Here is a 13,455-nt window from a genome sequence, read left to right on the forward strand (position 1 = left end):
TTGAGTAACCAAGATGCCGAGCGCCTGCCCCAGGTGACGGTTTACACCGATGGCGCATGTCGTGGAAACCCTGGCCCAGGCGGGTGGGGAGTTGTTCTTTCGAGCGGCCAGCATGAGAAAACCTTGAAGGGTTATGAAGCTGACACTACCAATAACCGTATGGAGCTAATGGCTGCGATCATGGCGTTACGCACGCTCAACAAGCCCTGTGAGATAGCCTTATGGACAGATTCCCAGTATGTGCGCCAGGGAATTACCCAGTGGATTCACAACTGGGTAAAACGCGGCTGGAAAACGGCTGCCAAGCAGCCCGTTAAAAATGCTGAGCTTTGGAAGGCGCTACACGAAGAGACTCACCGCCATCGGGTGGAGTGGCACTGGGTAAAAGGGCATAGCGGGCATCCCGGCAATGAGCGTGCCGATGCGCTCGCCAATGAAGCCATTGATGAACACCAGAAGAGGAGAGCGTGATGCGCCAAGTCATAATGGATACCGAAACGACTGGTATTGATCCCAAAGATGGCCATCGCATCGTGGAGATAGGCGCTGTCGAAATGATCAACCGCCGTTTAACCGGTCGCACCTACCACCAATATATCAACCCTGAGCGGCATATTGATGCCGAAGTCGTGGAAATCCACGGCATCGATAACGAAAAAGTCGCCAACGAGCCGGTCTTTGCCCAGATTGCCGATGAGTTTTGGGCTTTTATCGAAGGTGCTGAACTGGTTATCCATAACGCGCCGTTCGATGTGGGTTTCATTGATCACGAGCTAGGCCTGCTTAATCGAGCACGCGGCGGTTCACCCTTGGGGCCAGTGCGCGATTACTGCCGCGTGCTTGATACGCTGACCATGGCGCGTGAGCTACACCCCGGCCAGCGCAACAGTCTGGATGCGTTGTGCAAACGCTACGATATTGATAACGGCCACCGTGTACTTCACGGTGCCTTACTGGATTCGGAAATTCTGGCCGATGTCTATTTGGCCATGACGGGTGGTCAGACAGCATTGACGTTGGACGCGAAAGCGCCTTCCGAAGAGCAGCAGGCCAACCCTTCCAATGAAGGGCTTGCGGTGCAGCGACTTACTCTCACACCTGGCCAACTGCGCGTTATTCGGCCCACCGCTGAAGAGCACGCCGCTCATCAGGCGAAATGCCAGGCGCATAAACTCACCTGGTTCGAGGAATACAGTCACGATGCTTAGGCGTGAAATTCCCCATCATGTGCGTGAGGGGCGGGTCATTATTGTCTCGCGCAGCTGGCTGGCGCCTGCACCGTTAAACGACGACCAGCCGTTAACGCCGCTGCAGCCCAACCAGCCCTGGTCTGAGGATATGCAGCCACTATGCTATTGGAATGACGAACCGGTCGCTTTGTTGGTCGAGAAAGAACCAAACGACGAGTGGATCGATGGACGCCAGTGGATGACGGAACTTCCCGCCAATTGGTTTAGTCTGCTGTCTACCGCATTACAGGTAAGTGCATGGCTTGAAAACCATCGCTTTTGTGGTCGATGTGGGGCGCCGGCTACAAAGCTTGAGGCTGAGTTTGCCATGCACTGCCACGCTTGTGGACATCGCAACTACCCGCGGATTTCTCCGTGTATCATTACGCTGGTGACCAGTGGTGAAGCCATGCTCCTGGCGCGTAGTCCGCGTTTTCCGCCTGGGCGTTACTCGACGCTGGCGGGCTTTATCGAGCCTGGCGAATCTGCAGAAGAGGCCGTGCATCGTGAGGTATTTGAAGAGGTGGGCGTGCATATCGATCAGCTACGCTATCACCAGAGTCAGGCATGGCCGTTTCCGCACTCATTGATGTTTGGATTTTTTGCTGAAGCCACGACCAAGCGCATTCGAATTGATGGGGTGGAAATCAGTGATGCGGCATGGTTTTCACCGCGGCAGCTGCCGTCACTGCCGCCGCCATACTCTATTTCACGCGAGTTGATTGAAACGCATTTGGCACGCTGGCGTTAAAAAAGCGCCAGCTGTTACCAACAAGGTGAAGTGGTAATAAGATACATTAGTTGGGAAACAAGCTGGTGAGCTTGGTAGCCAGCATGACATTGCCTGTAGCCTTGAGCTTCCCGGTCATAAAGGCCGTCATACCGTTAATTTCACCATTCATGATGCCCTTTAACGTGTCGGTGCTCATGCTCAGGCTAACGGAGGGGTCATCATGCTCACCTTCCTGAACATCAAGGGTACCGTCATTGATTACTAGGTAATAGTCGCCTGCATCGGAAAAGTGAAACTGGAATACGTCATCCATGCCTTTAGCGGCATCTGGGTTAAAACGAGCCTGCAGCTTTTCAAGTGCATTATTTGACATAACTGGATCTCCATTGGCTATAGAAAGCGCATATAAATAAGGGGTATTAACCTGATAAGGTGAGTGAGAGTATTTTAAACAATTGTTTTAATCAAGCGGTGTAACACGGTATCAAACGCAAGTGGTGAATCTCGCCATAGGAGAGTGTACGTGAGTGAATGGATGGCTGAAATGGGAACGTTCCTGGTGCAAACCACCATTATCATGGTGCTATTGGGGCTTGTAGTACTTCTTGTCCTGCGCAGCAAAGGAGCGCACGACAGTGATCTAAAGCTGCATATAGAGCCATTACATGAGCAGCGCCTTTCTCGCAAGCGCCGCTTGCGCTTGGCCGCCACTGATTCAGGCGCCCGAAAAAAGCTGGTCAAAGCATTTCGCAACGAAGATAAGAAACGTCAAAAGGCTGCCAAACATTCAGACGGGGCCTCTTTAAAACCAAAAGTGTGGGTACTGGACTTTCAGGGCGACTTGAAGGCTTCCCAAACCGAGCGTTTTGGCCAGGAGGTGTCAGCAATTATCGATATCGCCGAACCCGCCGATGAAGTAGTGGTACGCCTGGAATCAGCAGGGGGGCTGGTACATGCTTACGGGCTTGCTTCTGCACAGCTTGATCGTCTTCAGAAAGCTGGGCTTACCACAACGGTATGCATCGATAAGGTGGCGGCTAGCGGCGGTTACATGATGGCCTGTACAGCTCAACATATTAAGGCCGCCCCGTTTGCTGTGATTGGCTCTATTGGGGTGGTGGCGCAGATTCCTAATGTCCACCGGCTGCTCAAGCGGCATGATATCGATGTTGAGTTGCTTACTGCGGGTAAATACAAGCGCACACTCACTATGTTGGGAGAAAATACCGAAGAAGGCCGGGCGAAGTTCCTGGAAGACTTGGAAAATACCCATCATCTGTTCAAGGACTATGTCAGCGAACATCGCCCCGAGATGGATATCGAGACGCTGGCTACCGGGGAAATATGGTACGGCAGTGAGGCGCTCACCAACCGGTTGATCGACAGTTTGGGTACCAGCGAGGCCTATCTGGTAGAGCGTATGGCAGATGCCAATGTGTATAGCGTTAAGCTTGAACCACCCAAAACCATTAGCCGTCGGTTTGGGATGGCGGTTTCAGCAGGTATCGAAAATGCCACGCTGAAAGTCTTGGGCATGCTTGACGCTTCGGGCTGGCAGCGGCGCTAAATCATGTTTATTGATCGCCTGCTTATGCCGTGAAGTGGTGTGCCAAGGTGTTTAAAATCGCCTTGGCGCTTTCGCTGTTTAGCGAGTAGTAGATGGTTTGTGACTCGCGACGCGTGTTGACCAACTCATCACGTCTTAAAATAGCCAAATGTTGAGAGAGTGCTGATTGGCTCAACGCAAGCTGCTGATTGATTTGTGTAACGGACAGCTCCTTTTCGGCTAGCAAACACAGTATTTGAAGGCGCTTTTCATTGGCCAGCGCTTTTAAGAGGTTGGTCCCGGCTTCCAGGGCTTGGCCGTTATTCTCAAGCAGGCGTGCAGCAGCGTTTGAGGACGCAGACATGATAATCTCCTAGCCTACACTGTACAGGTGGTTGTTATTTCAGCACAGGTAGTTGTAATTGCAGCATTTTTAGGTGTCGTTTTTTATAAATTATTAGGACATTGTCGTGGCATTAAGATTATTAAATCAATAATCAGTAATTTAGCGAATTTTGTCCAAGTATTTGTTTAACGATTAATCAATGATAGTGAGCAATTTTGTTAATAATAAAGCGCAATAAAGGCGTTTTTAGTCTCTTTCTAACTTTTTTGGCAAATTTTTAGACAATAGTATGAGAGTCAACCCGGCGTATCCTTTATAGAGTGTTAACTATACGCGTTGTTGCGTCTAACAATAAATAAAGGGTCGCCATGAGCCGCTATCATGAAGCTTTCCGACAAGCAGATGAGCATCCCGAGCTTTTCTGGGCCGAGCAGGTTAGGCGCTTGCCCTGGTATACACCACCTACCCAAATCCTCACTTATGATGATCAGCAGCATGCACGTTGGTTTAGCGATGGTGAAATCAATATCTGCTACGCCGCGCTGGATTACCATGTTGAACAGGGCAGAGCTGACCAGCCGGCGATTTATTGGGACTCACCAGTTACCCATGCCAAACGTACGCTGACCTATCGCCAATTGCGTGATCAAGTGGCCCATTTCGCCGGAGCGCTTGCCATAATGGGCGTGAAGAAGGGGGATCGTGTGGTGATTTATATGCCCATGATTCCGGAGGCACTGGTGGCCATGTACGCCTGCGCGCGCTTGGGGGCCATTCACTCCGTGGTGTTCGGTGGCTTTGCGCCTCATGAGCTCGCGATGCGAATTGATGATGCTGAACCCAAAGTAGTGGTGACGGCTTCCTGCGGCATTGAGGTTGAAAACGTTATTCCTTATAAGCCGATTGTGGATCAAGCGCTGGCACTGAGCACTCACCAGCCCCAGGCTTGCGTGGTTTATCAACGTAGCATTCATCCGGCAACGCTTGCAGAGGGCGATTACGATTGGGACGCAGTAATTGCCAGCGCTCCGTTTGCTGAGTGCGTACCCGTTAAAAGTACAGACCCTCTGTATATTTTGTACACGTCAGGCACCACAGGCAAGCCCAAGGGGGTGGTGCGGGATACGGGGGGGTACGCTGTGGCGCTTGCCTACTCCATGGAGGCCATTTACGCCGTGGCGCCTGGCGAGGTATTTTTTACTGCATCAGATGTTGGCTGGGTAGTGGGTCACTCCTACATCGTTTATGCGCCGCTACTGCGCGGTTGCACGAGCGTCATGTATGAGGGTAAGCCGGTCAATACGCCAGATGCTGGAAGTTTCTGGCGCCTGATCGAAGAGTACAAGGTGAAAAGCTTCTTCACCGCCCCAACGGCGTTTCGCGCCATCAAGAAAGCCGATCCAGCTGCAGAATTATTAGCTAAGTACGATATCAGTAGTTTGAGATATCTGTATGTGGCCGGTGAACGGCTTGATCCGCCGACCTTTCATTGGCTGGATGATTTGCTCGACGTGCCGGTTATCGACCATTGGTGGCAGACTGAAACCGGCTGGCCAATTGCCGCTAACCAGCCAGGCCTGGAAGACATGCCTATCAAAGCGGGGTCCGCTACGTTTCCTGTTCCTGGATTTAACGTTCAGGTTCTGGGCCGTGACGGGGAGCAGGCCGCCCCTATGGAGCAGGGCAGCGTGGTTATCAAGCAGCCTATGCCGCCTGGCTGTTTAATCGGCATCTGGCGGGATCCGCAACGCTTCCATAGTGCCTACATGGCGGCATTTCCGGGCTACTATCTCACCGGGGATGGCGGTTATTTCGACGAATCGGGCTACCTGTTTATCATGGGGCGCACTGACGATGTGATCAATGTAGCAGGCCACCGTCTATCGACCGGCGAGATGGAAGAAGTGGTAGGCGCTCACCCAGCCGTTGCCGAATGCGCGGTTATCGGTATACATGATATGCTCAAAGGACAGGTTCCCATTGGTCTGGTAATCCCGAAAGATGGGTTCGATGGTGATGAAGTGACCCTTGAAAACGAGCTCATCGCCCGTGTGCGTGACACTATCGGCCCGATTGCCTGCTTTAAGCAGGTACTGGTGGTTAATCGCCTGCCCAAGACCCGCTCGGGTAAAATACTACGCAAACTGCTGCGTAATATAGCGGATGGAAAGGCATTTGGTATTCCTTCCACTATTGATGATCCTACCAGTCTCAACGATGTACATACCGCCATGTGCGAACGCGCCGTCGGTTCTGCCGATAAAGCCGCGCCGCTTGGTTGATTCCTTAATGCAGTAAGTTGTCAGGCGGCTTCAATTGCGGTTAAGAAAGCGTATAATGCGCGGCCAACAGCGCTATACGCTTTCTTACGAGGGTTCCCTAACCCCTCTTGGCTTGTAAAAAAGGTCTTCCTACATGTTTGCATTAAGCGATACCCAGTACCGCCGCTGCCTGATGGTAATGGTGGCGTTCCATATCGGCATTATTGCCGCCAGTAACTACCTTGTTCAGCTACCGTTTACACTTTTCGGGTTTCATACCACCTGGGGAGCGTTCAGTTTCCCGTTTATCTTTCTGGCGACCGACCTGACGGTCCGGCTTTTCGGTAAAGGGCCTGCGCGGGCGATTATCTTGCGCGTCATGCTGCCCGCCTTGATTGTCTCTTACGTGGTATCCGTTGTATTTCCCCGGGGCAGCTTTGCGGGGGTAGAGGCGCTTGGCGAATGGAACCTGTTTGTCGCGCGTATTGCGCTGGCAAGCTTCCTGGCCTATGTCATCGGCCAGTTGCTGGATGTACAGGTTTTTGATCGGCTGCGCCGGCTCGCCTGGTGGATAGCGCCGGTGTGCTCAACCGTGCTGGGCAACTTAGCTGACACCTATGCGTTCTTCGCAACCGCCTTTTACAATAGCCCCGACCCGTTTATGGCGGCTCACTGGATGGAGATTGCTGCGGTTGATTATGCGATAAAGCTCGCCATTAGCCTGCTGTTCTTTCTACCCTTGTATGGTTTGCTGCTGGCTTGGTTGTCTCGTCGCTTGATGGTCTGGACCGGCCACGCCGATCTTGCGCCGCGTACTGCTTAACGCCACGGCACGCCACTTGAATCGTTTGGTTTGAACCGTTTAGGGAATTGATATGACTGACGCTGCCACCGTAGACCTGCATTTTCTGGATATGGCCAGTGAGGCGGATAAGGACACCACGCCGCTGGTGGTAATCCATGGCTTGATGGGGAGTGCAGACAACTGGCGCTCCCACTTGAAGGTCTGGCAGCGCTCACGGCGGGTTATTGCCGTCGATTTACGTAATCATGGCCGCTCACCGCATAGTGAAGACATGCGCTACGCCACCATGAGTAAGGATGTGCTGGCCCTGATGGATAAGCTTTCTATTACCCAGGCGCACGTGCTGGGGCACTCTATGGGCGGCAAGGTAGCTATTAGTCTTGCAAGGCTGGCGCCTGAGCGCGTGGTTTCACTGCTGGTAGGTGATATTGCCCCGGTGGCCTATCAACATGGGCATGATGACGTCTTTGCAGCTCTTAAACGGGCGAGGGAAGGCCAGCCGAAAAATCGCCGCGAAGCCGATGATCTGTTGGCTGAACATGTGGATTCCCGAGCAACGCGACTGTTTTTAGCCACTAACCTGGTGCGTAACGACGATAACGTATTAGGACTTCGAGTGGGGCTGGATGAGATACAGCGCGGCTACAGCGATATTATTGGTCTGCCCGCGGGTAATGCGCCGTTTGATGGTCCCACGCTGGTTCTTCGCGGGGCAGAATCTCACTATGTGACAGACGATATGCTGCCTGCTTTGCGCGATATTCTGCCCAAGGCGCGTATCGTGACGCTCAAACAAGCGGGTCACTGGCTGCATGCTGAACAGCCTGACGCTTTCCAGCAGGCGGTTGATGCCTTTATCCAACATTACGATCGTTGAGAGCGCCTTGTTCAGCGCTATAGTGCTTTTACGCGAAGGCCATGCTGCTCAGGGGTACGTAGAAAGCGGTTCAGAATACGGTAGCTGTCCACATCAAACGCCGGAAGGGTAGCCTGGGTAAGGAGTTGAGCTTTTTTAAGCGTATCGGCACTGCCCAAGTAGCACCAGTGATCAACCACATGCCAGGTGCGCTTCCCGCTAGCCGATGGGCCTTCTTGGATAATAATTCGCCCCGGCCAAGGCCACGCCTTGATTTGCAACTGGGCTAGCGCCTCCTGAGCACGCTGAGTGTGCGCAGGCAGGGTTTCCTTACCCTGGCAGGCGCCTAGACATTTCCCCAGTTGACTGGCGAAGCAACGCCCTTTGCCCTTGGTAAGCCCTAACACCTGGGGACAGAGCTTATTCTCTTCGGCGATAGTGCGTAGCGTATCTTTGGCATCCTTGGCGCTTCGGAAAAGCCCGTAAAGAGCCCCATCATAAGGCTTGGTAAGCACATCACCACTGATCAGTGCTGGCTGGCTCGCTTGGCTCGGCCAATACCAGGTGGTGAGTTTGCGTTGCTTGCGTAACTGGCGGTTCATGATCGGCATCAGTGATTTTACCAGCTGGGCTTCACGCAGTTGGGCGCCCAGATCGCCTGCCGTTTCTTCCCATTCGATATGATGAATCTGCTGGGCGAGTCGCATCGCCTTATTATCTTGGTAATCGCGCTGGAAATGGCTAAGCACCCGACGGCGTAAGTTGACGCTTTTGCCGACATACAGCGGCAGCCGGTTATGCCCATAAAAAAAATACACGCCGGGCGATTCGGGTAAATCCGTCAACTGACGGCTATCCAGGTGAGCAGGTAGCGTACGATGACGCAACTCCTCCGCCAGTGCGTAGCTCCAGACCTCATCGCTATAACGAGCCTGCCACGTCTTCCATAGCGCCCATAACGCATTAACATCATCCTCTGCACGGTGGGCGCGAGTTTGTTCGATAGCATGGCGTGCAAGGATCGCTTTTAAATTATGCTGCGGCTCCTGCGGGGCCAATCTACGTGATAAGCGCAGCGTACACATAATAGGGGCCCGGTAATCATTGCCCGTTCGCTTGAAAGCGTTACGCAGGAAGCTGTAATCAAAACGTGCATTGTGAGCGACCAACGTATGACCATCGCCCAGCCATTCACGTAGCGACTCGGCGATGTCTTCAAAGTAGGGGGCATCAGCCAGCATGTCGTCATTAATGCCGGTGAGCTGGCTGATATTGGCAGGTACGCGAATGCCTGGGTTGATCAAACTGGACCAGCCGTCAACTGGTTGATCATCGATAACTTTTAGCGCCGCAATCTCGGTAATGCGGTCCCGCGTGGCGCGGGTACCCGTTGTTTCCAAGTCAATAAAGATGAGCGGGGCTGTCATGACACTCCCTGGTCGAGGGTAAAACTTAAAGGGGTAAAGTCAAAGCGCAAAAGGATCAACGGCCAAGCGTGATACCGGTAATACTTCGTCAATTAGGCCCTCTTGAAGTAGATAAGTTTCAAAGCTGGCATAGCGCCTGGAGTCCAGTGCTGCGGGCCTAAGTGCCATGCGGCGTAATATGTCCGGCCATGCTGCTGCATTGGTTGGATTATCCAGTATGGGGTTAGTATCGATTATCAGCTGCCAGGTTGCCGCAGGGTTTTCCACTATCCAGTCGTTGGCTTCTTCTACCGCGTTTAAAAAGCGCGTCCACGTATCGGTATGCTTTGCCAAGGAGTTGCTGTTGGCGACAATCACTAGCCCATCATGGCGCGGCACGCCTAAATCGCTATAGCGCACTGTATGTGTCGTAATGCCAAGCGCAGATAACTGATGGGGAAGAAAATGGTAAAAGCCATCGGCAACGGCATCAATGCTTCCCTCACTCATGGCGCTAGCCGCATTGAAATGAACGCTTTGTGGCACAAGAAAGCCGTCGGTCTGCCGGACGGAGCGCGGCACCAGCTCGGGTACTAACAGGTTAACTCCTTCGCGGGTCGAGTAACCATAGTGTAGGCCTGCCAAGTGCCTGGTGTTTTCAGGCTGCGCTTCACCTTTCACGATAACGGCGGTCAGCGGTGTTTCAATGAGAGTGGCGATACGTGTAACAGGCACGCCTTCGTGAGCAAACAGGTGAAGCAACGGCTGGCGCGTCAAGGCTAGATCCACTTCACCTGCGGTTAAAAGTTTAATCGCCACTGAAGGGTCGGCCGGCGTCTGCAGCTCCATCTCAAGCCCTTGAGCGGTAAACAGACCGCGTTCTTTAGCCACAATTAGCGACGCATGCTGAGGGCTTAAATACCAATCCAGCATCAAGGAAACTTTTTTTAACGGGGGTGGCTCAAGCGGTGGTGGTAACGCCAGGGCGGCCGAAGGCACTTCATCAGCCTCTTCACTGTCTGTAGATTGCCGAATCGTTTCAGGAAGCACCACGTCACTTTCAAGCGATAATGGGGCTGTAACTGGGGCCTGAATGGCTTCTTCGGCGTAAGCCGATGAATATAAAAACAATATGCAGCATATTGATATGATAAAACGTAACTGCCCAACATGCGAAAGGCAACGCAACATAATGACTAACTCCTGATATCGAGAGGGCGGAGTTTAGCCGTGTCAATTGGCCCATGACCAGCCCTTTGGCAAGCAGGCCTTTAGAGTTAGCGCAGTAAATTCACCGGTAGCGTGTAATAATAGTGCGGCATTGATGTAGAGATGGAGAGACATGGACGCGATCTATACCTTCTTTTTAGTAGGCGGTTCCCTAATGGCGCTTAGTATATTAGCGAGCCGCCTTTCCTCGCTCATGGGCGTTCCTCTACTGCTTATCTTCCTGGGGCTGGGAATGCTTGCCGGTGAAGAAGGCCTGTTGGGCTTGGTGTTTGACGATTATTCGATGGCTTTCACCATAGGCCATCTTGCCCTTGCCATGATTTTGCTTGATGGCGGCTTGCGCACTCGTCTCAAAACTTTTCGGGTAGGTTTCAAGCCAGCGCTTTCGCTGGCAACGCTCGGGGTGTTTATCACCAGCGCGATCGTTGGCTTGATTGCCATGTGGATATTCAACTTAACTCTGGTGCAGGGGCTATTGGTAGGGGCTATCGTGGGCTCTACGGACGCCGCTGCTGTTTTCTCCATGCTGAGCGGTCGGGGTGTCAATCTCAATGAGCGGGTAGGCGCGACGCTTGAAATTGAGTCAGGTACCAACGACCCGATGGCCATCTTCCTTACCTTGATGCTTGTGGAGTTTCTGGTTGGCGATATCGGTGGGCCATTAGAAACCCTGGCGTTCTTTATTTCGCAGTTTGGAATCGGCGTACTGGTTGGAATCGGTGGCGGCTGGCTAAGTGCCAAGCTGTTGCGCTGGCTCGACTTGGCCCCTGGCCTTTACGCCATGCTGGCGCTTGCACTGGGCTTTAGTATCTTTGGACTGACCAGCGTGCTGGGAGGCAGCGGGTTCTTGGCTATCTACCTGACCGGGGTAATGATCGGTAACCAGCCAGGTCGCCATTTGAACTTTATTCTTCCCGTGCACGATGGCCTGGCGTGGCTTAGCCAGATTGGTCTGTTCCTGGTGCTGGGGCTCTTGGTAACACCTAGCCAGCTTTGGGAAGTGGCTTTGCCGTCAGCATTAGTCGCTCTGGCGCTTATTTTAATTGCTCGCCCGCTCGCCGTACTGATTACCATCAAGCCATTTTTCAAATTCCGCTGGCGAGAAACTTTCTTTATTGCCTGGGTAGGCTTGAGAGGGGCGGTACCGATTGTGCTGGCCATCTTCCCAGTTATCGGGGGGGTCGAGAATGCCTCGCTCTATTTCAACGTGGCCTTTGCCGTTGTGCTGATGTCGCTATTGATTCAGGGCGGCTCGCTTACGTTAATGGCCCGCTGGTTAAAGGTTGAAGTGCCTATAGGTACAACGCCAAATCGCCGGGGGCCGCTGGGCATCCTGCCTGATAACGATTTTGAGATGTTTGTTTACGTGATTGAGAACCAGGATCTGGAAGATGTACCCATCCGCCTGCTGCGTTTCCCATCCGGCGCGCTGATCTCTGCCCTGTTTCGTAACCATGCCATGCTACATCCCAAGGGCAGTACCCGTTTAAAGATGGGCGATGTGGTTTGTGTCATTGGACGTACAGAAGATTTATATACGCTGAACCGCCTGTTCAACGGAGATGCCAAGCTTAAACAGGAGCGGGCCTTCTTTGGTACCTTTACGCTTGAGGGCAGTGCACAGATGAAAGACGTGGCCCAGGCGTATGGTTTAACGCTAAGCCCAGGGGAGCAGGACATGACCCTTGCCGAGTTCGTAGGGCTGCGTGTAGGCGGGCACCCGGTAGTGGGTGACGATGTGGATTGGCACGGTATTCACTGGGTCGTTAGCGAAATGGAGAAAGGCACGATTACCCGCGTGGGCTTACGATTGTACTAATTTAGCTAGAAGGTGTTGACTTCCAAAGAAATGTTGGTAATATACGCACCCATAAGCCGGAGGGATGGCAGAGCGGTTGAATGCACCGGTCTTGAAAACCGGCGTAGGTGAATAACCTACCCAGGGTTCGAATCCCTGTCCCTCCGCCACTTATCTCGAAAAGCCCCTGATTCTTCAGGGGCTTTTTCGTTTCTAGGCCTTCGTTTTCTGCCCAGCATGCCTTCTATTAATTGCACCGGCCTTTTACTGTGTCCAGAGCGCTGCTTTAAAACGCTAGCATCGAAGAGATCTTTCTCAACGTCCATACCGAAGGTTGCCACGCCATAGGATGTAAAAACTAGTCGATTTTATTCGAGCCAATACGTACATCAAGTTCATTACCGTCATTGTTAACTTTGCCGCTTTCCTATCTAGCGGCGTCATGTTTATCGAAACCTACGAAGTTAGCTGTATGGATGGGGAAATAGGGGTTACTTTTTTTATACCTACTTTCGAGTGATCATAAAAACAGTACGTTGCCCATAAGCCAATTACCGGTCAGTCGGTTCATGGAATCAATAGCATGTGGATGCGGCTTATTTTGAATTCACTGAGTCCGTTGCAGGTTGTCGTGTGTTAGAGGTTTCGGTCTTTGTAAATACGCAAGCCCGCTTGTTCCACCCGAAAGAAGCATTTTCCCTAAATCTTATTGATGAAACTACCATCGCTCAAGAGATTACCAGTGCGGCCGCCGAAACCGGAAAGGGGGGGAGCCTAAAGTGTGCGACTTTTCGAAGTCATTGTCCTTCTCGCCCAGCCTTATCATGCTTTTAGCCAATGTAAAAAACACGTTTATTAGGCTAATAGCAGTTTACGCTTCTATCTGCCTAACACATAAGTGCTAGATATATCATCTTTGGAAGATGATTTTATCTGATACTTCCCGCAAGTATATATATCAAGCGGTCTCACATCCTTTATAGGAGTGCTTTTAAGCATCCATTTATTTATATTTGTTAAAAATATGACATGGCGTAACATTTATATACAAAGTAATATTTTGTAACCAAAAGTAAATTTAGCGTATCGGCTTCGGAGAATGCCATATAAAAACTCCCGGGCGGTAGCGTGGGAAGAATAGGGAAAATGCGTGAAAAATTAGAAATGCTTCTTCCTTCTTTCTGGATCTTAAAACCAGATTTTCTTGTCGGTTGCTATCGCGTACGAAGATGTACCTTTAGCTGG

Annotated in this window: 12 protein-coding genes and 1 tRNA gene; 9 read left to right on the plus strand and 4 right to left on the minus strand. The window is 52.0% G+C overall.

Going from position 1 to position 13,455, the window contains the following annotated elements; translation table 11 throughout:
• The 3 genes from rnhA to nudC are packed head-to-tail and all read left to right on the plus strand — an operon-like array spanning position 1 to position 1,980.
• Entirely contained in the window at positions 1 to 471 is a 471-nt protein-coding gene (gene rnhA, locus ELY38_RS06840) for a ribonuclease HI (RefSeq protein ID WP_127060798.1), read from the plus strand.
• Positions 471 to 1,208 carry a DNA polymerase III subunit epsilon gene (gene dnaQ / locus ELY38_RS06845; protein WP_127060799.1) on the plus strand — a complete coding sequence of 246 codons (738 nt, stop codon included), beginning with the start codon at positions 471 to 473 and terminating at the stop codon, positions 1,206 to 1,208. The genes rnhA and dnaQ overlap by 1 nt, the downstream gene beginning before the upstream one ends.
• A complete protein-coding gene (nudC, locus tag ELY38_RS06850; RefSeq protein ID WP_127060801.1) occupies positions 1,201 to 1,980 on the plus strand; it encodes an NAD(+) diphosphatase in 780 nt (259 codons plus the stop codon). Before dnaQ ends, nudC begins: the two co-directional genes overlap by 8 nt.
• A gap of 46 nt (positions 1,981 to 2,026) precedes the next feature.
• Here nudC and ELY38_RS06855 read toward each other — a convergent pair whose 3' ends face one another.
• Entirely contained in the window at positions 2,027 to 2,335 is a 309-nt protein-coding gene (locus ELY38_RS06855) for an SCP2 sterol-binding domain-containing protein (RefSeq protein WP_127060803.1), read from the minus strand.
• A gap of 150 nt (positions 2,336 to 2,485) precedes the next feature.
• Between ELY38_RS06855 and sohB the strand changes: the two genes are divergently transcribed.
• Positions 2,486 to 3,529: a protease SohB gene (sohB, locus tag ELY38_RS06860; RefSeq protein WP_127060805.1), complete on the plus strand. Its 1,044-nt coding sequence runs from the start codon at positions 2,486 to 2,488 to the stop codon at positions 3,527 to 3,529.
• 22 nt (positions 3,530 to 3,551) lie between these two features.
• On the opposite strand, the gene ELY38_RS06865 is transcribed toward sohB, so the two are convergent.
• Positions 3,552 to 3,872 carry an ArsR/SmtB family transcription factor gene (locus ELY38_RS06865; protein WP_127060807.1) on the minus strand — a complete coding sequence of 107 codons (321 nt, stop codon included), beginning with the start codon at positions 3,870 to 3,872 and terminating at the stop codon, positions 3,552 to 3,554.
• Positions 3,873 to 4,222: 350 nt separating this feature from the next.
• On the opposite strand from ELY38_RS06865, the gene ELY38_RS06870 reads away from it, so the two are divergent.
• The 3 genes from ELY38_RS06870 to ELY38_RS06880 all read left to right on the plus strand — a co-directional run bounded on the left by ELY38_RS06870 (position 4,223) and on the right by ELY38_RS06880 (position 7,797).
• Positions 4,223 to 6,136, plus strand: coding sequence for a propionyl-CoA synthetase (locus ELY38_RS06870; protein WP_127060809.1), 1,914 nt, complete (start codon positions 4,223 to 4,225; stop codon positions 6,134 to 6,136).
• A 133-nt stretch (positions 6,137 to 6,269) separates the two neighbouring features.
• Positions 6,270 to 6,938, plus strand: coding sequence for a 7-cyano-7-deazaguanine/7-aminomethyl-7-deazaguanine transporter (locus tag ELY38_RS06875; protein ID WP_127060811.1), 669 nt, complete (start codon positions 6,270 to 6,272; stop codon positions 6,936 to 6,938).
• 52 nt (positions 6,939 to 6,990) lie between these two features.
• On the plus strand, positions 6,991 to 7,797 hold the full coding sequence (locus ELY38_RS06880) for an alpha/beta fold hydrolase (RefSeq protein ID WP_127060813.1): 807 nt from the start codon (positions 6,991 to 6,993) through the stop codon (positions 7,795 to 7,797).
• 17 nt (positions 7,798 to 7,814) lie between these two features.
• Here the strand turns inward: ELY38_RS06880 and ELY38_RS06885 are convergent, their stop codons facing one another.
• Together ELY38_RS06885 and ELY38_RS06890 are read right to left on the minus strand one after the other, a co-directional pair.
• Positions 7,815 to 9,203, minus strand: a complete 1,389-nt coding sequence (locus tag ELY38_RS06885) for a 3'-5' exonuclease family protein (protein ID WP_127060814.1) — start codon at positions 9,201 to 9,203, stop codon at positions 7,815 to 7,817.
• A gap of 39 nt (positions 9,204 to 9,242) precedes the next feature.
• Complete coding sequence (locus ELY38_RS06890) at positions 9,243 to 10,232, minus strand: ABC transporter substrate-binding protein (RefSeq protein ID WP_246009082.1); 990 nt, start codon at positions 10,230 to 10,232, stop codon at positions 9,243 to 9,245.
• A 292-nt stretch (positions 10,233 to 10,524) separates the two neighbouring features.
• Here ELY38_RS06890 and ELY38_RS06895 point away from each other — a divergent pair, with 292 nt between their 5' ends.
• Positions 10,525 to 12,231, plus strand: a complete 1,707-nt coding sequence (locus tag ELY38_RS06895; RefSeq protein WP_127060818.1) for a potassium/proton antiporter — start codon at positions 10,525 to 10,527, stop codon at positions 12,229 to 12,231.
• Between the two features lie 58 nt (positions 12,232 to 12,289).
• Positions 12,290 to 12,380, plus strand: a tRNA-Ser gene (locus ELY38_RS06900).
• Positions 12,381 to 13,455: the final 1,075 nt, after the last annotated feature.

It is taken from the genome of Vreelandella nanhaiensis (genome assembly GCF_003990185.1).
Lineage (GTDB): Bacteria > Pseudomonadota > Gammaproteobacteria > Pseudomonadales > Halomonadaceae > Vreelandella > Vreelandella nanhaiensis.